This is a genomic window from Cyclobacterium sediminis (assembly GCF_054781075.1).
In genome coordinates this window covers 150,125-172,780 of record NZ_BAAGVC010000001.1, presented here as the reverse complement: position 1 = coordinate 172,780, position 22,656 = coordinate 150,125, and the positions used below count along the sequence as shown (strand labels likewise).

The 22,656-nt window shown below is 41.2% G+C and carries 15 protein-coding genes and 1 riboswitch; of the genes, 8 read left to right on the top strand and 7 right to left on the bottom strand.

Annotated elements, in window-relative coordinates:
• Window positions 1–1,108 precede the first annotated feature (1,108 nt).
• Together ACYVHJ_RS00645 and ACYVHJ_RS00640 are read right to left on the bottom strand one after the other, a co-directional pair.
• The gene (locus ACYVHJ_RS00645; protein ID WP_460511638.1) at window positions 1,109–1,264 is read right to left on the bottom strand and encodes a hypothetical protein; all 156 of its coding nucleotides are present in this window, start codon (window positions 1,262–1,264) and stop codon (window positions 1,109–1,111) included.
• Between the two features lie 1,795 nt (window positions 1,265–3,059).
• Window positions 3,060–4,976: an FAD-binding oxidoreductase gene (locus ACYVHJ_RS00640; protein WP_460511636.1), complete on the bottom strand. Its 1,917-nt coding sequence runs from the start codon at window positions 4,974–4,976 to the stop codon at window positions 3,060–3,062.
• A 169-nt stretch (window positions 4,977–5,145) separates the two neighbouring features.
• Window positions 5,146–5,241: riboswitch (TPP riboswitch) on the top strand.
• A gap of 68 nt (window positions 5,242–5,309) precedes the next feature.
• Here ACYVHJ_RS00640 and ACYVHJ_RS00635 point away from each other — a divergent pair.
• From ACYVHJ_RS00635 to ACYVHJ_RS00615, 5 genes are all read left to right on the top strand, one after another.
• Complete coding sequence (locus ACYVHJ_RS00635; protein ID WP_303612777.1) at window positions 5,310–6,032, top strand: class I SAM-dependent methyltransferase; 723 nt, start codon at window positions 5,310–5,312, stop codon at window positions 6,030–6,032.
• Window positions 6,033–7,085: an AIR synthase family protein gene (locus ACYVHJ_RS00630; protein WP_460511633.1), complete on the top strand. Its 1,053-nt coding sequence runs from the start codon at window positions 6,033–6,035 to the stop codon at window positions 7,083–7,085.
• Window positions 7,082–7,729: a thiamine phosphate synthase gene (locus ACYVHJ_RS00625; protein WP_460511631.1), complete on the top strand. Its 648-nt coding sequence runs from the start codon at window positions 7,082–7,084 to the stop codon at window positions 7,727–7,729. Before ACYVHJ_RS00630 ends, ACYVHJ_RS00625 begins: the two co-directional genes overlap by 4 nt.
• On the top strand, window positions 7,726–8,010 hold the full coding sequence (locus ACYVHJ_RS00620; RefSeq protein WP_303612774.1) for a Trm112 family protein: 285 nt from the start codon (window positions 7,726–7,728) through the stop codon (window positions 8,008–8,010). Before ACYVHJ_RS00625 ends, ACYVHJ_RS00620 begins: the two co-directional genes overlap by 4 nt.
• Window positions 8,011–8,443: 433 nt before the next feature.
• The gene (locus ACYVHJ_RS00615) at window positions 8,444–10,399 is read left to right on the top strand and encodes a CASTOR/POLLUX-related putative ion channel (RefSeq protein ID WP_460511628.1); all 1,956 of its coding nucleotides are present in this window, start codon (window positions 8,444–8,446) and stop codon (window positions 10,397–10,399) included.
• Window positions 10,400–10,887: 488 nt separating this feature from the next.
• On the opposite strand, the gene ACYVHJ_RS00610 is transcribed toward ACYVHJ_RS00615, so the two are convergent.
• The 3 genes from ACYVHJ_RS00610 to ACYVHJ_RS00600 all read right to left on the bottom strand — a co-directional run bounded on the left by ACYVHJ_RS00610 (window position 10,888) and on the right by ACYVHJ_RS00600 (window position 14,047).
• Window positions 10,888–12,282, bottom strand: a complete 1,395-nt coding sequence (locus ACYVHJ_RS00610) for an MATE family efflux transporter (protein WP_460511626.1) — start codon at window positions 12,280–12,282, stop codon at window positions 10,888–10,890.
• Between the two features lie 171 nt (window positions 12,283–12,453).
• Window positions 12,454–13,527: an agmatinase family protein gene (locus ACYVHJ_RS00605; protein ID WP_460511624.1), complete on the bottom strand. Its 1,074-nt coding sequence runs from the start codon at window positions 13,525–13,527 to the stop codon at window positions 12,454–12,456.
• Window positions 13,528–13,570: 43 nt separating this feature from the next.
• Window positions 13,571–14,047: a SixA phosphatase family protein gene (locus tag ACYVHJ_RS00600; protein WP_460511622.1), complete on the bottom strand. Its 477-nt coding sequence runs from the start codon at window positions 14,045–14,047 to the stop codon at window positions 13,571–13,573.
• Between the two features lie 169 nt (window positions 14,048–14,216).
• Between ACYVHJ_RS00600 and topA the strand changes: the two genes are divergently transcribed.
• Entirely contained in the window at window positions 14,217–16,568 is a 2,352-nt protein-coding gene (gene topA / locus ACYVHJ_RS00595; RefSeq protein WP_339905577.1) for a type I DNA topoisomerase, read from the top strand.
• Window positions 16,569–17,281: 713 nt separating this feature from the next.
• Here the strand turns inward: topA and ACYVHJ_RS00590 are convergent.
• Entirely contained in the window at window positions 17,282–17,521 is a 240-nt protein-coding gene (locus ACYVHJ_RS00590; protein WP_339905254.1) for a DUF7218 family protein, read from the bottom strand.
• A 13-nt stretch (window positions 17,522–17,534) separates the two neighbouring features.
• On the bottom strand, window positions 17,535–17,768 hold the full coding sequence (locus tag ACYVHJ_RS00585; RefSeq protein WP_339905256.1) for a hypothetical protein: 234 nt from the start codon (window positions 17,766–17,768) through the stop codon (window positions 17,535–17,537).
• Between the two features lie 169 nt (window positions 17,769–17,937).
• Between ACYVHJ_RS00585 and ACYVHJ_RS00580 the strand changes: the two genes are divergently transcribed.
• A complete protein-coding gene (locus ACYVHJ_RS00580) occupies window positions 17,938–19,203 on the top strand; it encodes a Gfo/Idh/MocA family oxidoreductase (RefSeq protein ID WP_339905258.1) in 1,266 nt (421 codons plus the stop codon).
• A gap of 28 nt (window positions 19,204–19,231) precedes the next feature.
• Window positions 19,232–22,639: a DUF1080 domain-containing protein gene (locus tag ACYVHJ_RS00575; RefSeq protein ID WP_460511619.1), complete on the top strand. Its 3,408-nt coding sequence runs from the start codon at window positions 19,232–19,234 to the stop codon at window positions 22,637–22,639.
• Window positions 22,640–22,656: the final 17 nt, after the last annotated feature.

Here is a 22,656-nt window from a genome sequence, read left to right as displayed (position 1 = left end):
GGCATTCCGCGTTGGAAGGCGAAGGAATCTCAACATTGGGGAGACTGGCGCACCCTTTTCCACTTCAAAAACCCGCAAAAGAGTTCGAAGCGTTTGTTTTCGATATGATTTTGTCAGCATTGTTGCAAAAAAAAGCAACAATACCGCCAAAATCAAGACGTACATATAACTAATTTCCCGAGGGTTGATACCTTCGGCTATAAAAATGACACTCCTCCGGAGTTTGTGAGGTTGAAGTCGGTGTTTTTTATATTGATTTCGGATGGTTTTTATCTCTCTTTCTCCTAAAAATAGGCTGGAATACGAGCGAAAATGCTTGTTTTCATTCCCAAGGTAGATGTGTTTTGTAGGCAAGAAATGTTACTTCATTTGTCAAATCGAGGTTGTGTGTTTTATTTATTGCAAATCTTTTAATTTAGGTTGATTTTAGAAGTGTTGAATTAATGAAAATAAAACAAAATAGTATTTTTAATAATTATAGTGTAAAAATATGCATTTATTATTGCCGTAATTTTAACTTATTAATCTTTTTATTACCTTTGACATATCAAACAAAGACAAAAGGTCTTTGGGTAGTAAAGGGAAGCTTTATTACCGATATATACTGTAGGATGATGAAACTGGCAGACATGCCCTCCTGTCTCGGGGGTGGAGATCACAGGATAAAGAAGATATCGAGCTCGTATTTTTCCTAACTGCTCCGTGGAGGTTCGACTCCTTCTCCTACAGCAGGTTATTTTGGGTTTATTGTTAATTGACTAAAGCTATGAGATTTTATTTCATAGCTTTTTTTTTGTTAGTGGATCTTCTAAGTGATTTTGTCAGCATTGTTGCAGAAAAAAAAGCAACAATACCGCCAAAATCAAGGTATGCTTTTTAATTATATCCCGAGGGCTGACACCCTCGGCTATAATATTTTCACCCTTTCAGGGTTTGGGGTTTTGCGTGAGTAATATGAACTGCATTTGCCTAAAAAATTTTGAAAAAATCGTCCTTCCAAGAATTAACATTTTAAAAACGCAGCAATCATGATGACAGCATTCAATTAAAAAGAGCATTTTTACTTTTTTGCTGCAGTGCATGTCCCGAGCAGTGAAACGAATCGGGATCAAAAAAGTAAGGAACCTGTCCTGAAGCGGAGCAACTCAGTGGCCTGTCCTGAAGCGGAGCTAGTCAGGAGAAAACCCCACCGCTGAGTATCTTTTCGACTAAAATTTAAGGCCTCCCGCACACAGGCAAACTCCTTAGTTTTTGGTTTTAACATTGGCCTTGATTTTTTAATGTTAACTAAACCAAAAACTTCGTCAAACAGTGCCTGTGCTCTTGCCATCACTTCTTAAATTTCTTAACGCCGAAAATCTACAAGGCGGAAATTATTATCGTCATTCCGAGACTTTGCAGAGGCCTCGCGAAGAGAAAGTCGAAGGAATCTCCAACGTAATGAGATTGCCACACCCTTTCCCTACGCTACACCTCTCCAGAAAAGGGTTCGCAATGAACGTAACAAGCACATCCCGGCTCACTTCGACAGGCTCAGTGGCCGAAAGATAGGGACCGATAACGATTATTTTACGTCATTCCGAGTCTTTGCGAGGGCATTCCGCGTTGGAAGGCGAAGGAATCTCAACAATAGCGAGACTGCCACACCCTTGCCTCTCCTCTGCCCTCCCCTAAGGGTTCGCAGTGACGCGTTTCCTCACCATTCCGAGACTTTGCTGGGGCTCGAGTGGAGAAAGTCGAAGGAATCTCCAATGTAATGAGATTGCCACTCCCTTTTCCTTCACTCCACCTCTCCAGAAATGGTTCGCAATGAACGTAACAAGCACATCCCGGCTCACTTCGACAAGCTCAGTGGCCGAAAGATAGGGACCGATAACGATTATTTTACGTCATTCCGAGTCTTTGCGAGGGCATTCCGCGTTGGAAGGCGAAGGAATCTCAACAATAGCGAGACTGCCACACCCTTGCCTCTCCTCTGCCCTCCCCTAAGGGTTCGCAGTGACGCGTTTCCTCGTCATTCCGAGACTTTGTAGGGCCTTGCGTAGAGAAAGTCGAAGGAATCTCCAACGGAATGAGGTTTGACTCCTTTCCATACACAACAACTCTCCAAAAAGGGTTCGCAATGAAACGTAACAAGAACATCCCGGCTCACTTCGACAGGCTCAGTGGCCGAAAGATAGGGACCGATAACGATTATTTTACGTCATTCCGAGTCTTTGCGAGGGCATTCCGCGTTGGAAGGCGAAGGAATCTCAACAATAGCGAGACTGCCACACCCTTGCCTCTCCTCTGCCCTCCCCTAAGGGTTCGCAGTGACGCGTTTCCTCGTCATTCCGAGACTTTGTAGGGCCTCGCGAAGAGAAAGTCGAAGGAATCTCCAACGGAATGAGGTTTGACTCCTTTCCATACACAACAACTCTCCAAAAAGGGTTCGCAATGAAACGTAACAAGAACATCCCGGCTCACTTCGACAGGCTCAGTGGCCGAAAGATAGGGACCGATAACGATTATTTTACGTCATTCCGAGTCTTTGCGAGGGCATTCCGCGTTGGAAGGCGAAGGAATCTCAACAATAGCGAGACTGCCACACCCTTGCCTCTCCTCTGCCCTCCCCTAAGGGTTCGCAGTGACGCGTTTCCTCGTCATTCCGAGACTTTGCTGGGGCTTTGTGTAGAGAAAGTCGAAGGAATCTCCAGAGAATTGGGATCGCCCCCCTTTTTCCCCCTTTAAGAGAAAGGGGGACTTACCTTATCTGTCTTTCCTGTATCTATTTAAGGAAGGGAACTGCTTGACTAAATAAACCTAATTTTACCAGCAAGTATAGAATCGAACTGAAGTTAATCGAAAGAAGCCTAAAGGACTTCAATAACAATAGCCACGGGTGAAACCGGTGGACGGCCAATTCCACACCTATTCCTCAACCCCGATAGCGGGTTGAACAATTCCTCTTATCATAGGCCTTATCCTATCATAGGTTTAGGCAATTAGGTATCAAAGCTACTTTAAAGGGATTCCGAAACTTGAAAACAATATAATTAAACAACCACTCCGAATAGAAATTATGAATCCTGAATCCGTTCCAAAAATGCATTTTTGAAAGTATCCCCGCCAAAAAAGGCCTGCTGCAGCTCCCAGTCTTTAAATCTAGGAAAAGCTTTTTCAACCCTTGCTCTGTACCAGGGCTCTACGGAAAGCCCCCAATGTGGTATGGCTCCGAAATCCAACAATTCCCTTTCTAAACGCCTAAATAGGGGTAGGCTGCCGGTTACTCCTTTCACACTTACCAATTCAATCATACAGGTATCGTGCTGATTCATCATGGATAGATGGGCATCACATTGTTTAACAAAACGCAATGAAAAGGGAGCAGCCAATAAGTGATGGTAGGCCTGAGCCTCTTCACAAACCTTAATGATCAAATCTACTGCATCAAAAACCCGCTCCAATGGAAAACCAAATTCTACGGCATAGCCATAAAATTTTAACTCTCCCAAGCCCTGGTCCAAGACAAAACGGCAGTCGTCCTCAAAACCTCCGCCTTCATCACCGCTATGGTCAATCAATCGATGAATGGAGTTATTGGTCATGGCAGGAATGGACTGGTGGTTTTTATTGAATACCCAAGGGGAAAGCCTTCCAGAAATGGCTATTCCTGATATAAATGAAGAAATATAATTCCGCTCCCTGCCGGCCTGTTTCCTATTGGATTTTTCACAATAGTTTCTAGTGGTTACCAAACATTTTCTTTTTTGCCCTTCTTCAGTTTCTGCAGAAAGGTCACAATAGGGGTTGATCAACACCTCAAAATGACGGTGTTGATTAATGAAATGATGTAAATCCTCTTTTTGCATCTCTGCTTTAAGCTCCTCCCAATTGTACCTTTTCCGTTCCTCATACAGCCGGTAATTGGGTTGGGCTTCCAGAATCATGGAGAAAACAATCCCGATAGATCCTATACCAACCATAACCGCATTGAACTTTTCATCGTCCTGGATCAATTCTATGCCATATTTTTTTACCTCTTGGTCCTTATTAAATGCCTCCGGATCGGTAATCCCATCCGTAGGTTCTACGCGATAGATCTTGCCTCCTTTACCTACAATGGTCATTGACTTGGCAAAAGCTGATACCGGACCAATCCCTATGCCTGAACCATGAGTAGAGGTGGCAATTGCTCCGGTAATGGACTGTATGCTGGACCCTCCCTGGTTGATCAAAGCAAAGCCATGATAGGTCAAGGCTTCTATTAGGTGCCTGATCTTGGTTCCACCTCCTGTTTCGAAAAGGTAGTGCTTTTCCAAAGACTTTTTATTCCCATAATTCACTTCTACATCGAACCCCTCCTTATATTCCTCTTTAATCCATTCTTTGGCAAGTCGCTGGGTCATGTTCATGTTTTGGGTGCAAACCAGAAAATCTTCACATTGAGCCACTGCCGTCAGGGCATGACCGGAACCTACGGCTCGAACTTTTCTATTTTCTTTCTCGGCATTTTTCACCAATTCACTTACCTCGGTCAAACCTTTGTAATCATACCAATTGCAGAACTCCCCCTCAGGAGAAAAGTTTTTATAATCCCCATTTCCGGGTACAAAAAATCGCAAGGGTTCTGAGGAATGGTTGCCATACCAATTGCCCCACTTTTGCCGATGCGGCTTGTCCTTATCAAAAAAATCATCCTTGGTCAATTCTTTATCGAGCGACAAAAACACACGCTCATGGTCCACCATATTTTTATTCAATTGGGATTCAATCAGCCTCCTTACGAATCTGGGCGTCACCATAAAATTGATAAAACTCACCCAGCGGTTTCTTTTGGTCCTGGAACAATGATGGGTAAGCGTATCATCCAGCACTTCTATATGTTTCGGTACGTTCTTTCGATTAAATATCACCTGAACCAACAAGCCAAAAAGTACCCATGAAACTACTGTGTTACCTTTCTTCCAGGTAATAAATTTTGTTAACGTGGACATGTATCTAATCTTATTTTTCAAAAATCCTTAAACAACTATCTAATTTATCGAAAATATTAAAAACACACATGATTTCTCCTTAAATTATTTCTAATTCAGTATTTCCATAAATAAAGGCTTAGCCAAGACTTCTTGCTTTACATAGGTTATTCAATATCTTTGTGACCATATTGTATGCACGGGGTGCTGGATTTTAATCCGGCTGAGATAATACCCGAAACCTGATTTGGATAATGCCAACGTAGGGATGCAAGCCAGATTTCCTTTTGTGATTTGAAGCTACATTCCACTGGTTTTATCCGGTCGAATGTTTTTTTTTAAATAAATGACAAAATGGAAATAGAAAAACAAAAAATGGGGCTGATCCCACAGCAACAAAGAAACTGGCAAAATAGACCTGAGTGGTTCTTCAACAGAGACCATACGGATACTTATGAACTTTGGTATGAGGGCAGGTATAAAAGAGCGGAAGTTTGGCAGAAAAAAGTAATGGAACAGCTGGTTACCAAAGACAAAAGGGTGAAAACCCTATTGGAATTTGGCTGTGGTACCACAAGATTTACAAGATGGTGGAAAGAAATAGGCATTGAGTCCACCGGAGGAGACATCTCCCCTTTGATGTTATCACAGGCCATTCATTTGTTTGACGGGGATCTGGTGATGGCAGATTCACACCATATGCCTTTCAAAGACCATACTTTTGATTCATTGGCCTTTATTACCACTTTCGAATACTACAAAGATCCGGTCAAGGTAATCCGTGAAGCAGCAAGGGTTGGAAAATACGGTATAGCCATGGGGATGATGAACAAAAACTCTCCCAAAGTTCTTCGACGTAGGGTTCAGCAAGCATTCGGTAAGAATCCTTTTTATGTTACTGCTACCTTTTACACCCCAAAACACCTTATCAAAATCATCGAAGAAGCATTGGAAGGGCGAGACTACACCATCACCTGGTCTTGCACCGGTTTGCCTAAGTGGTTTCCTGTCCAACAATGGAACATGCCCTACGGGGATTTCTTTGGTCTTTATGTTCAGTTCAATGATGTCAAATAAATGAGTCAAAAACCAGGAAAGATTGATGAACATTTGTTGGGTAATTTTATTACCTCACGCTGCGGAAAACCCAATGAAAATGTTCGGGTAAAACCCGGCTTTGGCATTGATGTATCTGTGGTGGCCTTGGCCGGAGACCAAGGCATGGCACTCACTAGTGATCCACTTACATTGATCCCTAGCTTGGGTTTACAAGAATCAGCCTGGCTATCAGTTCACCTGATGGCCAATGACATGTCCACCACCGGCTTCGCGCCTCAATTCGGTCAGTTTGTTTTGAATTTACCGGCTACATTTAGTCAGGAGGATTTTAAAGTGTATTGGCAATACATTCATGAATATTGCACTGCCCTGGGAGTGAATATCACCGGAGGCCATACCGGTTTTGTGGAAGGACAAAACTCCACCATTGCCGGAGGAGGAACCTTTATTAGTATTGCACCGCTGGAACAAATTCTAACCAGTACCAAAGCCCGGGCCGGAGACAGTTTACTGCTAACCAAGGGCGCTGCTATTTCCTCTGCTGCTATTCTGGGCATGTGCTTTCCCCAAACCGTTTCCAACAAACTTGGGAAAGAAATTTACCGGCAAGCAGCAGCCTCATTTTACCAAACTAGCTCTTTGAAAGATGCGCTGGTGGCTAGAGGTAAACCTGAAAACAAAGCTGTCACGGCCATGCATGATGTTACGGAAGGTGGCGTTTTGGGAGCTGTTTACGAAATGGCCACAGCAGCCAATTGTGGCGCAGTAATAGAAGAACAATTGATCCCTGTCGGCGAAGTTCAAAAGGCTGTTTGTCAACTTTTTGAACTGGATCCAAATCACTGCATAGGCGCAGGAGCCATGTTGATCGCCTGCAAAAAAGATAAAGTTCAGGAAATTATTGACCGGTTGGATACGGAAAATATTCCTTGTGCTGAAATTGGCCGGCTGACTGATGCAGGGCAAGGTATTTTGCTTCAAAAGGAAGACAAACTTACCCCTTTACCCTATCAATCTGTCGATCCTTATTGGGCTGCATTTTATGAAGCGTATAAAAAAGGATGGAAATGAAAAAATTAAACTTGAAAGCGGAAAAAGGGATTTATCTGGTGATTGACCCATCAGACAAAACTGAAGACGAGCTATTTTCTATATTAGAGCAGTTATTTACCTTCCCACTTATTGCCGTTCAAATTTGGGATCATTTTGGGGAAAAGCAGGATGCGGTGGCATTTACCAACAAAGTAGTCAATATGGCTGCAGCTTATGATTTTCCAATATTGGTAAATAACCGATGGGATTTGCTGAAGCTGAGCCATGCTGATGGTATTCATTTGGACAGCATTCCGGTAAATCTATCCAGAATCCCTAAATTTGCCGAAAAGAATCATTTGGTAGGATTGACTGTAAATAATGACATGAATCTGATCCATCAGGCAGACAGCCTGGGCTTCGACTATGTTTCTTTTTGCTCCGTCTACCCTACATCCACCACGCAACATTGTGACTTGGTTAGTTTCGACTCCATTAGGAAAGCTGCTGAAATTACAGCCCTTCCTGTTTTTTTAGCAGGGGGAATTAAGACCAAGCACATGAATGAGTTGCATGCACTCCCCTATTCGGGAATTGCCATCATATCCGGGGTGATGCAAAATGAAAACCCAGTGATGGCCCTTCAAAATTATTTTAATTCAATTCAAAAGAATCAAACATGAGATTATCCACTATAAATAAACTATGTTGTCCATTTGATAAAGCCGATTTAACGCTTACTACAATTACAGAAGACACCGAGAAGCGTGTTTTAGAAGGCTGGCTCCATTGCACTCAATGCAAAAGGATTTACCCAATTGTAAAAGGTTTGCCTATAATGAACCCTGATGAGTACAGAGAGCTTTCTTTAGAAAAACCATTGCTAGAGAAATGGAGCAAACACCTGGAGGGAAAAACGGTAAGCAATTTCAGATTGACCGAAGGAGAGCAAGCAGCAGAGTAGTCAAAACCTCAAGTTGAGTAATACATTCATTGTGCCCCTACTCCTTTCCACAAAAAAATATAGATGGAAGAAATTTGACTCAGTTGAAATCAACCAAAATCCGGAATAGCCTGTACTGTTCCGGATTTTTTGTGCTAAAGCAAGGCTTCTAACGGATTTTCCTGCATGGATAAAGTTGCTTTAAGAGGTCATGGATTGCCCTTATATTTTTAGCATGTTCTGGATAACTTTTAGGAAAGGTTTTTTTCAGAAAAAGGAACAACTACTATATTTTCCGGGTTACCATTCGTCCAATTCGCTTAATATTGATTTACTTCACTAATAAAAATTAGCAACAAAATATCGAGGCTAAAGTATCCAATAGTATTCATTATCGTTTATTCCGTCTTAATTTCTATATTGAAGCGGATAAAGATTCCTTTCAAAGTAATTTATGCGATTAAAAAGACCTAGAATTCGGAGAAAAATTTTATTTACCCTGGAAAGACAGTTGGTGAAGGGTGCCCAGTACCAATTGCTGGTCGTAGCTGCTTTGATAGGTATGATTTCAATCATTGGTGGCTTGTTGGTCGTTCCTACCAATAGCCCTAGCCAAACCTTAGGTGAAGCCATCTGGTGGGCCTTTTTAAGGCTCACCGATCCCGGTTATTTGGGAGACGATCAAGGAAATTGGCGGCGTTTTATTTCCACCTTATTGACCCTTGCCGGCTATGTTATTTTTCTAGGCTCTCTGGTTGCGATTATTACCACATGGATGAACCGAAAAATCAGGCACTTGGAACAGGGGCTAACACCTGTGACAGCCAATAATCACTTGGTCATATTGGGATGGTCCAACCGGACCATTCATATTGCAGCAGAAATTTTTCAATCTTCGGCAAGCTTAAAGAGGCTTTTTGACAAGTTAAATATTAAAAAATTACAACTGATTATTCTTTCTCAGGAGGTGAGTCCTTTTCAAATGCAGGAACTCAAGGACAACCCCATGATTGGCCGAAGGGCGCATGAAATAATTTTAAGGACAGGAATGGCCATTGACCGGGAACATTTGCGGAGAGTAGATGCATTGAATGCCTCTGTAATCATTATTCCCAGTCTGGCCTATGACCGAAAGGAATTGATCAATCCGGACATCGAAACCATTAAATGTTTGCTTTCACTGAATGCTGAAGCAAGAAAATTTAACATTAGCAAGCTTCCTTATGTGGTGGCAGAAATTCAGGATGACAATAAAATCAATGCTGCTTACAGGTCATACAGTGGCCCACTTGAGGTTGTTGGTAGCAATGCGATTATCAGTCGGCTGATGGCACAAAACATTCGTCACCCGGGGCTTTCTCAGGTTTACAATGAACTATTGGCCCAATTGACAAAGAACAATATTTTCACCAAGGCATTTCCCGAAACCGTAAACCACTCCTTTGGCACAGTCAAAAAGGCTTTTTCCAAGGCCATCGTATTGGGAATAGTGAGGGAGGAGAATGGTAGCTTTTTCCCTAATTTAAATCCGGACAGAAAGCAATTACTAGAAGAAGAAGATCAGCTGATTTTAATCACCCAAGATTTCTCTGACCTGGAACCGGATTTGGAAACGCTGGAGAAAAGCAGTTTGCCATTTTCTGAAAAAAAACCCTTGCTTGTGGAAGAGCAGACCGGTGTTATCAGAATATTGATTTTGGGCTGGAATGAACATGTTCCTTCGCTAATCAAAGAATTGACAACCTACGAAGATGAAACCTATTTCATTAGACTTGTCTCTTTAAAACCACTTCAAGACAGAAAAAAGGATTTTGGCATTGTCAGTGAGCTTCCGGATAGAATTGAGATTGATCATATAGTGGCAGACTATGTAAGAGAGTCTGTGATCAAAAGAATTGAAGCGGAAACTTTTGACCATATATTAATGCTAAGTAGCGATCGGATGGAGGAAGAGGAAGAAGCAGATGCAAGAACAATGGTGGGCTTTGTACTCTTGGAAGAAGTTTTGGAGCGATCAGTAAAAAACCCCTCCATCTTATTGGAGTTGGCAGATCCAAGTAACGAGTCTCTATTAAAACCATTCCAAAGTGAAGTGATCATTAGCCCCTTGGTCTTAAGTCACCTTCTGGCAGGTATCGCCATACAAAGGGAGCTTTATAGCATTTACAATGAGCTTTTCACAGTGGGAGGTCCGGAAATGATTTTCCGAAAAATCGAGGAATACGCCATCGACGGTTCAACAGCCTCTTTTTCTGAATTAGAAGCCCATGCCGAGTCACATGGTGAAACAGCTTTGGGAGTTTTTATAGAAAGAGCCAATGGCAAAGAACTTTTATTGAATCCGGCAAAAGAAAAAGTGTTGAACCTAGCAGAGGTGGACAGTCTGGTAATCCTTACTACAGTTTACTAATGCAATAGCTTTGAAAAATTAATTCAATACAGCCGCTACTAGACAAAGAATATAGACTGAAATCCAATTTTCCTTGTGGTTACATAATAACCTATTCAACTCAGATTATGCAATAAGCTTCCTGATGCCAGTCCTGATTTTGTTCAGGGAGGATTGTAATCGAAAGATTGAGGATTCTAGCCTAGCATCGCTAGGGTGAAATTGAAAACAGCAACGAAGTAACTGATTTTGAATCGATTTGAACCTGCGACAGAAAGCTATTGAATAATTCAGAGAAAAGGCTTCAAGAGGCATTTGGCTACATTTCATACCCCTAATGAATACATTTGAATACCCTCCCGAAGCATTATATTCGATAAATTTGATAATTAAATAAGGTGAAGCTCAAACGGACAAATTATACCTTATCAAAACCTATTTTCCTAGGCTACCGGTATTGAAACAACCGGTAGCTTTTTTTGCTTTTACCCCTCTTCCATTTAATGGTTTCAGGTTTTTACAAACTTCCAATACCCTTTTCTAAAAAACCATAGCGCGATCAAGGCATGCAAAGAATGACAAAAAGCTATGGTAATAAAAATACCCAAGGTATTGAGATCAAGAACAATGGCTAAATAATAAGCTAAAGGAATTTCCAATAACCAAAATACACCAATATTAATATAGGCAGGGGTTTTGGTATCTCCTGCCCCATTAAAAGCTTGCACCATCACCATGCCTACGGCATAAAACACATAGCCAAGCACCGTTACTTTCAAGCCCACGGCTGCTATGGATCTTACAGCAGCTTCCTGTGAAAAAATTCCTGCCAAATGATCTGCAAAAAACAAATAAAACAGGGTAACCGATGCCAGGAAAATGAAATTGTAACGTGCAGTAAGATAAGTAGCGATTTCTGCTCTAAATGCTTTCCCTGCCCCTAAATTCTGTCCCACCAAGGTAGCCGCAGCTGCAGACAAGCCCCAGGCAGGCATCAGGCTGAATAGCAAAATCCTAAAAGCAATGGTATATCCGGCCACAGCCGCGCTGCCGAATTCTGATGCCATACGGGTAAGTGCTATCCAGGCTGCAGAGTCAACCAAAAATTGACCCATGCCTCCCAGGGAAATTTGAATGATTTTTCTTAAGGTCTCCCAACGCACCATCAGGTTGTCGGCACGTATCACCAAGCGATGCTTTCCATTGAGTAGGTGGTACAATTGGTACAGCACCCCAATACTTCTTCCGATTGTGGTGGCCCAAGCTGCTCCTGTTAAGCCCAAGCCTTCGAAAGTTCCCAAACCAAAAATAAGCAAAGGATCCAATAGGATGTTGAGTCCATTGGAAATCCACAAGGCCCGCATGGCCAAATGTGCTGACCCAGCACCGCGGAAAATGCCATTGATCAGAAACAGTAACATCACAGCAGTGTTTCCGGCAAAAATAACTTGGGTATAGGAGGTTCCTGTTTTCAAAACTTCAGCCTCTGCTCCCATCAACTTCAAAATTTCTCCGGCATAGAGAAATCCGGCAATGCCCAAAGCCAAAGAAACGAAAATACCTACCAACAACAATTGAAAAGCCAGGGTACCCGCTTGCTTGAATTTTTTCTCACCAAATCTCCTTGCAACCAAGGCTGTACCGGCCATGCTAATCCCTACACCGAGTGAATAAATCAATGTCAACACAGCTTCTGTGAGCCCCACTGTGGCCACGGCATGTTCCCCAAGCTTGCCTACAAAGAATATATCTACCACAGCAAAAAGAGATTCCATGACCATTTCCAGAATCATAGGAATTGCCAAAAGAAATATTCCTGTTTTAATGGGCAATTTGGTAAAGTCCTGTTCACTGCCACGGATGGCAAGCAAGATCATGCGATAAATGGAAAGAAGCTTCTTCATGCGGAGTTCAATTGCCTATGACTGTATTCTTGGAACCAGTATTCCCTCATCCGGTAAATAAAAGACTAGTCAAACAAAAGAAGTTCCGATGTGATGGGCAGAAATTCTATAGAAATCTACCTTCAGGTTCCCTGATTGATGTATCCCAAATAGTTGATCGTAATACTACACTTAGGACCAAGAAAGTTTTCCTTGTGAAAGCCCTACCAAATTTGCCACCCTGTACAATATTCTGGCGCCTACATTGGCATCCCATTCATCCCCGTTTTCTCCCGGGGCAACTTCTACTAAATCAAAACCAATGATCTGTCTTCCTGACTTGACCAGGGTTTTGATAAGGTACATCAATTGTTGAAAATCCAACCCTCCCGGCACAGGAGTACCGGTATTGGGGCATAAATTGGGTAAAAGGCCATCGATATCAATTGTCAAGTACACCTTTTCCGGTAAATCCGCAATGATCCTTTTACATAAGTCACTCCAGTTGACTCCCTGGAAAATGGCTTCTTTGAGTTGGTTGTCCGTATACATTGTAATCCTTTTATCAGATTGACTGAAGGCATATTCCTGCTCGCAGAAGTCTCTTATTCCCACTTGCACCAGCTGTTTTACTTCCGGAATTTTCATAAAATTATAGGCAATGGATGCATGGGAATATTCAAACCCCTCATAGGCGGCGCGTAAATCAGCATGCGCATCAATTTGAAGAATGCCAAAAGAAGAATGTTTTTCTGCCATTGCTCGAATTAAACCCAAAGGGGTGCTATGGTCTCCACCCAGCAAGCCGATCATTTTCCCTTGCTCCAGGTATTTTTTGGATTGCTGATAAACCCAATCGTTCATTTTCTCACATGCTGCATTGATTCCTTCAGGGCTTTTTTCATAGCGGCTCCTTACGGCTTCAGGTTCCCCGGCCTCAAGCCATTGAATATAGGCATTGGCAAGGCTTCGTTGTTGCTCACTTTGGGATTTTAACAGATCATCTATGGGCAACATGGCAATTCCCATTTTCCAAGCATCAATTATATCTTCTTGAAAGAGGTCTACTTGAGTAGAGGCATTTAGGATAGCTTCAGGCCCATTGGCTGTACCTTCGCTGTAGGAAACGGTAACCTCCCAGGGCACAGGTAAGATCACCATTTCAGCCATAGCTACAGAAAATGGCAACCCAAATAGCTGTGCGTTTACCCCCACTCCATTGGGGTCGAAATTTGAAATTATTGTTAGTTTATCAGTTGTTGACATTTTCTAAAGCTTAAGGTATTTGATAAAAATTTCAAGGCTATGTTTATTGAAGGATTTCGACTAGAACGCCACTATTTTTGGAAATATGCTGCCACTCCTCCAGGTAAAAGGAAATTCGGACCATCATTCCCGGAGAAAAAAGCAGGTGGTCTTCACCGGTTAGAAAAGCAGCCAAATGGCTCACTCCCGGATTATGCCCCACCATCATTACATGGTTATCCCTATTATCAAAGCTATTTAAAACCTGCAGTAAGGCTCCATGCTCGGCCTGATATATTTCATTAACCACTGTGGATTTACCTACTTCCATAGCTGATGAAAGAATCTGCGCCGTTTGCCTACACCTGTTCGCAGGACTAAAGGCCATATGGTCACAAATCTGCCCATTTGCTTTCAATAGCCTGGACAACCTTTCCAATTGATCAATTCCTGGCTTTATTAGGTCTCTTTTCAGGTCCTTTTTATCAAAACCGGGAGCCTCTGTAATCCCATGTCGCACCAACAATAATTCCTTATCCATGTAGCTCAATTAAACTTCAAAATGAAAAATAAATATGTGGAAATTTTGTCGGCAATAAAAATTGCTTTGAATGAATATTTGGAAGAGAATAATATGACATCTATTTTTAGGACTTGAATTATGGGAATTTACCTGGTCCCATTTATTTTTATCTTTAAAGAAATTAACCATGCCAAAGAATTTAGTCATAGTGGAGTCTCCTGCAAAAGCCAAGACAATAGAGGGTTACCTAGGAAAAGACTTCAAAGTTACCTCCAGCTACGGGCATGTAAGAGATCTCCCTAAAGGTGAAAATGCCATCGATATTAAAAACAAGTTCAAGCCGACCTATGAGGTAACTCCAGATAAAAAGGAAGTAATTAAAGAACTTAAAAAATTAGTAAAGGGTGCAGATACTGTATTCCTAGCAAGTGATGATGACCGTGAGGGAGAAGCGATTTCTTGGCATTTAAAAGAGGTACTTCAATTAAAAGATGAAAATACAAAAAGGATCGTTTTCAGGGAAATTACCAAATCAGCAATTACCAAGGCTCTAGAAAGCCCTAGAAGCATAGATTATGATTTGGTAAATGCACAGCAGGCAAGAAGAATTCTCGACCGGCTAGTTGGTTTTGAACTTTCACCGGTACTATGGAAAAAAATCAAAGCCGGGCTTTCCGCAGGTAGGGTTCAATCTGTGGCCGTTCGTTTCATTGTGGACAGGGAGCGAGAGATTGATAAATTTAAACCTACAGTATCTTTTAAAATAACAGCCCTTTTTGATGTAGAAGGCAAAACACTACAGGCAGAATTGCCAAAGAAATTCCAGAGCAAAGAAGAGGCAGAGGAATTTTTGAAAAAATGTTTAGAGGCAGATTTTTCAATCAAATCTCTGGAAACAAAGCCAGCAAAGAAAAGTCCGGCGCCACCCTTTACCACTTCCACTTTGCAACAAGAGGCCAGTAGGAAGTTGTATTTCTCTGTGGCCCAAACAATGAATATCGCCCAGAAGCTATATGAGTCTGGTAAAATTACCTACATGAGGACGGATAGTCTTAATTTATCTGATGATGCATTAAAGGATGCAGAAAAAGAGATAAAATCAGCTTATGGGGATGAATACCATAAAAAGCGAAAATTTAAATCAAAATCTGAAGGGGCACAGGAAGCTCACGAGGCCATTAGGCCTACCTCTTTTGCCGAACATGATGCCGGTAAGGACAGGAATGAGCAGCGTTTGTATGAATTGATTTGGAAAAGATCCATTGCCTCTCAAATGGCAGATGCTCAACTGGAAAAAACCAATGTAAGCATAGCCATATCCAATGTGGACCAAACTTTAAGTGCAAGTGGAGAAGTTATCAAATTTCAAGGCTTCTTAAAAGTCTACCTTGAAAGCACCGATGATGAGGAGGAAGAAGAAACAACTGGAAAAGGATTATTGCCTCCACTCACTGTGGGGCAAGTGCTGCAGTTAATTGAAATGAAAGGCCGCCAGTCTTTTACGCGACCACCTGCCAGGTATACAGAAGCATCTCTGGTGAAAAAATTAGAGGAAATGGGTATAGGAAGGCCTTCCACATATGCCCCTACCATTTCTACAGTGCAGAAAAGAAATTACGTTGTTAAGGAGTCTAGAGATGGCGTCCAAAGAAAATACATTGAAATGACCATTGGTGATGGACAATTCAATGAAGCAGAAAAAACAGAAACCACAGGCACGGAAAAGAATAAATTGTTCCCAACAAATATTGCCATGGTGGTAAATGATTTTCTGGTGGAGCATTTTCCAAATGTGATTGACTTCTCCTTTACTGCCAAGGTAGAAAAAGAGTTTGACCATATTGCTCAGGGAGACCAACCCTGGGATGAAATGATTCAAAATTTCTATGGCAACTTCCATTCAAAAGTGGAACTTACAGAAAACATCAAACGAACAGATGTTAATTCCAGCAAAGAATTAGGGATCGACCCAAAATCAGGCAAGGTAGTAATTGCCAGACTGGGGAAATTTGGTCCTCTCGTTCAAATTGGAGATGCGGAAGATGAGGAGAAAAAGTTTGCCAGCCTTCGGAAGGGACAATTTATTGAAAGCATCACCTTAGAGGATGCATTGGAACTGTTTAAGCTGCCGAGGGATTTAGGTACATTTGAAGACAAAAAAGTTGTGGCAGCCATTGGGCGTTTTGGGCCGTACATCAGGCATGACAGCAAATTTGTTTCTTTAGGCAAAGAATACGATCCACTATCTGTCACTTTAGATGAAGCCATACAATTAATCAAAGACAAGAGGGAAGCTGATGCCAAAAAGCATATCAAATCCTTTGATGAAAACCCTGACATTCAGGTACTCAATGGTAGATGGGGACCTTACATCAAAATGGGCAAAAGCAATTTCAAGATCCCAAAAGACAAAGAGGCTGAATCTTTGACTTATGAAGAGGTAATGAAGCTAATTGAAACACAAGGCGATGCCAAAAAGGCCAAGCCCAAAAAGGCAGCTGCAAAAAAAGCTCCGGCTAAAAAGAAAGCAAAAAAATAATCAATGATAGAGGCAGTTTAATTTCTGCCTCTTTTTTTTGTCTTTAAAATAATTTTTCATCCTAGAAAATTATAAGGCCTAATCATACATAACTTTTTACAGTTGGCCTGTTATTTGCAGTTTATTCTGATAGAGCTACTTATTTACTAACCTGTCGTAAAAGACAGAAATATTTACCATAAGGAATGTGTGAATTTTTAGGGGATAGCCTTTGACAGGTCTGAAAGAATTTAATGGCCATTATCCTGGCAACAAAAATATCTGAATCATTGCTATTTCTTTTCTCCCCAAATCACAAACAACCTGTAAAACTTTGGTGTAGCTTGAGGCAATTGAAACAAATAATCATTATAAAAACATGTTTAAAATGAAAAATTTATTTCTAAGAATTAAGAATAAACACAAGGTCAACTCGGTAGGTAGTTTTCTACAATTGTTAACCTTAACTATTGTTGCTTTATTTCCTTATCCGCTTCTGGCTCAAATTCAAAAAGGGCTTCCCAAACCTACGGACCCTGTAGATCCCTCTAAGACAAGCGATTTGATAATCTTTATTATTTTACCAATAATAGTGCTTATCCTATTTTTCTTTTGGAGAAGGGCTAAAAAAAATAGAAGGGATAGATAAAAAAATACCACTTGAGTTAAGGCCACCTCTCCAATTCATTTGAGATTTAACTTTTAATTATCACTAAACTAAGGTGGATCCCGGTTTAGTGATTTCTTAATTTTTCTATTAACTCTTTCTTATTCAATTGGCTAACGCCCTCCATTCCTATCTCTTTTGTTTTCTGATACAGCTCTTCTCTTGTCCATTCTTCATATGGAGACGCTTTACCGCCTTTTTTACCGGTCTTGCTATCAGGAGAATTGGCTATTCTCGCTGATTTTTCTTTACTGTACCCTTGGTCTCTGAGCGCTTCATATTGCGCTTCATTTTTTATTCTGTTCATTTTATTATCTGATTTACTCATTGTTTTCACTTTTTTCCCTTCTGTATTTTTCACTTTCAGTGGTTACATCTTTGCTCGCATTTTTTGCTCTTCTTAATGCATCTTTTGCAGCTTGACTTGACTCCTCTTTATCATTCGCATCCGGAGCTTTTTTGCCGGCTTTTCCATCTTCCGCCTCTTCTTGGGCATCAAGAAAGCTATTGTCCTGAAAATCTTCCTCTTTTCTACTTCCTTTTGTATTTTTCATCTTGGTCTTTTTTGTTTAATTATATGTAAATTATAACCAAAACCATTCCAAATTGATTTTGACATATAATTTCACAGAAAAATTTTACCCTAAATCCAATTTTACTTGTTTATCCTTTCACAAGGAAATATATTCACGGATCATTAGTTCAGAAAAATTTTAATAAGATATGAGCAGTAACTTAAAAAATTCCAGAAGAAGCTTCCTAAAAGGGAGCCTTTTGGCGCTAGGAGGTATAAGTATTGTACCCCGACACGTTTTGGGAAAAGGACACCTGGCCCCAAGTGATCATCTGACGAAAGGCATCATTGGTGTTGGCGGCATGGGAAGAGGACATTTCGATTATGCCGGAACCAAAACTGTGGCAATATGTGATGTGGACACACGTCATATAGGTATTGCTCAAGAAACTTTAGGCAAAACGGTCAAAACTTTTGCTGATTATAGGGACCTGATCCAACTCCCGGAAGTTGACATCGTCCACATAGCCACTCCGCCTCATTGGCATGGTATCATGGCTGCAGATGCTGCCAGAGAAGGTAAAGATATATGGTGTGAAAAACCAATGACCAGAACTATTGGTGAAGGAAAAAAAGTCATGGAAGCTGTGAAGCAACATGGCAATGTATTTCGATTAAATACTTGGTTTCGCTTCGATAGTAATTTCTATGGAATGAATACCGAGGTGAAAAATATAAAGAAATTGGTAGACTCAGGAATGCTGGGCTGGCCCCTGAAAGTAACGGTGGGTAAATTAACCGGTTTTGACTGGAAATTTTACTGGGTAGGAAAAACCGGCTTAAATGAAATGCCAATACCTAAGGAATTGGATTATGACAGGTGGCTAGGTCCTGCACCTTACAAACCCTACAATGAGCACAGAACACATGGTACTTTTAGAGGGTACTGGGATTACGATGGTGGTGGATTAGGAGATATGGGGCAGCATTACTTGGACCCGGTTCAATACTTCTTGGGCAAGGATGAAACGAGCCCAGTAAAAGTGGAAGTGGATGCACCACAGCAGCATCCGGAAGCCGTAGGTACCTGGAGAAAAATCACCTATACTTACGAAGATGGCTGTCAAATTATATTGGATGGAGAAGGTACAACTGAGGCGCCTTATATCGAAGGGCCTGAAGGTAATTTGTATAGAGGTTTTAAATCCGACATACCTAATCTTGAAAGAAAGCTGGCGCAATTCCCTGAACCTGCCCCACAAGTGACAGACTTTGTCGATGCAGTTAAAAACAGAAAGAAATTTGCCTTGAACGAGCAAAATGGATTCCGTTCTTGTACCCTTGTTAACATGGGATTGGCAGCTTTAAGGCTGAATAGAGATTTACATTTTGACCCTATAAAATTAGAATTTATTAATGATGAGGGGGCAAATAGACTTATAGATCAGCCGATGAGAGCACCCTATACCATTTAGATAAAACATTAAAGGAATACCCAGAATTATGGAAAAATATTTTATAAAGAAAATGACTTTTATTCTTTGCCTATTAATAGGCCAAGTATTTATAAGTCAAGCGCAAAATCAACTCGATGCGGGAAGAACTACCGCTACAAAGATTGCAGACCTACTGAACCGCTTTCCTGCCGAAAATGCCGATAAATTAGAGGCTGCCATGAAGCAAATGGAAGCCCTTGGGGCCAATGGAATTACCGAAATGGCATTGATGCAAAAACCGGGTGTCAACAATGAAAAAATAGAATATGCTTTGGCAGGATTTGCTTTTTATGCAAGCAAAGATGGCAAGGAAGACTTAGCCAATATGGCTGTAGGTGCCTATATCGATGCCATTAACAAGTTACAAGACCCTGAAGCTCAAAATTTTGTGTTGAAACAAATAAAGTTCATTGCAAAAGATGAAAATGTAGGGAATATTGAACCATTTTTGACCGATGACAGGCTCTCAGGAACTGCCTCCAGGGTACTGGCGAACGTTGGTTCATCACAGGCCATCGCGGCATTGATTGGAGCTTTAGAAGCTTCTACCATTGATGCTCAAAAGGCAAATTTCATAGAAGCTTTGGGTGATATTGGTGACAAGGAAGCTGCCGAAATCATTGCTCAATATGTTAATAGTAACAGCCCAGAACTTAGAAAAGTAGCCATTTACGCCTTGGCGAGCATAGGTTCTCCATCAAGTGCCGACGTATTGTATGCGGCAGCCAAAAATGCAGGGTTTACTTTTGAACCTACCAATGCAGCTGCTCAATACCTAAGGTATATTGACAATTTGGGAGCTGCAGGTAACCCAAAGCAGGCCCTTAAACTGGCAAAAAAACTTGACAAATCCACCAATGTAACGGAACACTACCATACCAAGGCCGGAGCTTTGGATTTATTGGTGAAATTAGACCCTGAAAAATCAAATAAAAGAATCATCAAAGCTGCCCAGTCAGATGAGTTTAGATACAGAGGTACTGCCTTGCATTACCTTAGCAACGACCAGTTGATCCAAGAATTGGATGATTGGAAAAAAGCTTTGGACAAAGCTTCTGAGGAAAGTGTAGCTGCCATTCTTCAAAGAATGGGTAAAGTCAAAAACGAAGCAGTAGCACAGGTCATTTTGCCTTATCTCTCAAGTCCAAATGAAAAAATTCGTCAGGCTGCCATTGCTTCTGTGGTTACCGCAGGAGACAATTTGGCTTTGACCGAAATATTGGATCTTTTGGCAGCTGCTGATGAATTGGATCAATCCCAATTGATAACTGCGCTACGAACAATGAAAGGTGACAATGTCACAGCTGAAATCGCCAAAAGAGTTTCAGAGGCAGACAATGAACTTAAAGTTAAATTACTAGGTCTTTTGGCATCCAGAGCGGCAGAAGATCAAATTGATGTCGTCTTCGGGGCAGTATCAAATGGCAATTCAGATGTAAAGTCAGCAGCATTAACTGCGCTTGCATCGATGGCAACACCGGATGATCTTAGCCAATTGGTTAGTTTGCTAAAAACAGAAAGTAACTCAGAGGACCTTGAGAAGATCCAAGAGGCTATTATTGTGGCAAATGCTCAAAAAAGGGACCTAAAAGCTGAGACAAAATGGGCCATGGACTTATTGCCTACCTTACTTTTAGACAAACAAGGATACCTATATAAAATATTGGCCAAGACCGGTGGTAAAGAAGCTTTGGATAAGCTACAAGACATTTACGAAACCGGAAATGTAAAACAAAAACAAGCTGTGGTTGGTGCATTGAACCAATCTGAAGATCCTGCCGCAACCGTTCCATTGTTACATATTGCCAGAAATGCAAGCACTGACGAGTTGATGGATGATGCCCTATCAGGCTTTATCAGGCTAGTTCCTTCAACGCAAGGAGCCAACGAACAAAAAGTATTGATGTTAAGAGATGCGTTGGCATTGGCAAAAAACCAAGACAATGTGCAGGCTATATTGAGACAGCTTGGCAATTACCCTACCTTTCAGGCATTGCTTGTTGCCGGAAAGTATCAGGAAAAACCTGCTTACCAGCAAGCTGCTGCCAGGGCTGTGATGAAAATTGTCTTGAACAATGACAACCTATATGGCACAAAAGTTAGAACAATTGTGGAACGCACCATTGAAGTAATCAGCGGACAGGATAGTCAATATTACATAACATCCCTAAAGAAGTTCTTGGATGAGATGCCAAAAACAGAAGGTTTCTACAGTCTATTTAATGAGAAAAATCTAGATGGGTGGAAAGGCGTTTTCAGCAACCCAATCAAAAGGGCTGAAATGAGCGAAAGAACCTTTAAAAAAGAGCAGGCCAAAGCTGACGAGATCATGAAAGAAGGATGGGTAGCTGAGGATGGCTTATTGGTTTTTACCGGAAAAGGTCAAAATATTGCAGCAGTCAAAGAATTTGGAGATTTTGAAATGTTGGTAGATTGGAAAATCACCCCTGATGGAGATGCGGGCATCTATTTGAGAGGTACACCACAAGTTCAGATATGGGATATTGCAAGAACCAATGTTGGTGCAGAAGTAGGGTCAGGAGGTTTGTACAACAACCAAAAGAATCCTAGCAAACCTTTAAAAGTTGCTGACAACCCCGTAGGCGAATGGAATACTTTCCATATCATTATGAAAGGTGAAAAAGTCACTGTTTATTTGAATGGTGAGTTGGTAGTAGACAATGTTACACTGGAAAATTATTGGGACAGGTCCAATTCTATTTTTCCAACTGGCCAAATTGAATTGCAAGCACACGGTACCTATGTTGCCTACAGAGATATTTATATCAAAGAGTTGATAGGTGCTCCAAAATTTGAATTAAGCGAGCAAGAGAAAAAGGATGGATTTGAAGTTTTATTTGACGGGACAAACCTAGACAAATGGACAGGCAATAAAACAGATTACTTTATAGAGAATGGTGTTTTGGCCATCAATCCCGGAAGAGGTGGAAGTGGAAACTTAATGACCGAAGAGGAGTTTGAAGATTTCGAATTTAGGTTTGAGTTTAAATTAACCCCGGGTGCCAATAACGGTTTAGGCATCAGGGCACCATTAAAAGGCGATGCTGCCTATGCAGGCATGGAGCTTCAGATCCTGGATGATACGGCCGAAATTTACAGCAAGCTTAAACCTTACCAGTACCATGGTTCATTATATGGGGTAAGTGCTGCCAAAAAAGGACATCTTAAACCTGTTGGAGAATGGAATTATCAGGAAGTGATTGTCAAAGGGGACAGGATTCAGGTAATCTTAAATGGCACCAAAACATTGGATGTGAACATCTCGGATGCACGTGAAAACGGCACCTTAGACAAAAGAGAGCACCCTGGACTTTCCAATAAAAAAGGACATATTGGATTCCTTGGACATGGTGATATCTTGTATTTCAAAAATATCCGTGTGAAAGAGTTATAAGCAATTTTTCCCTATGA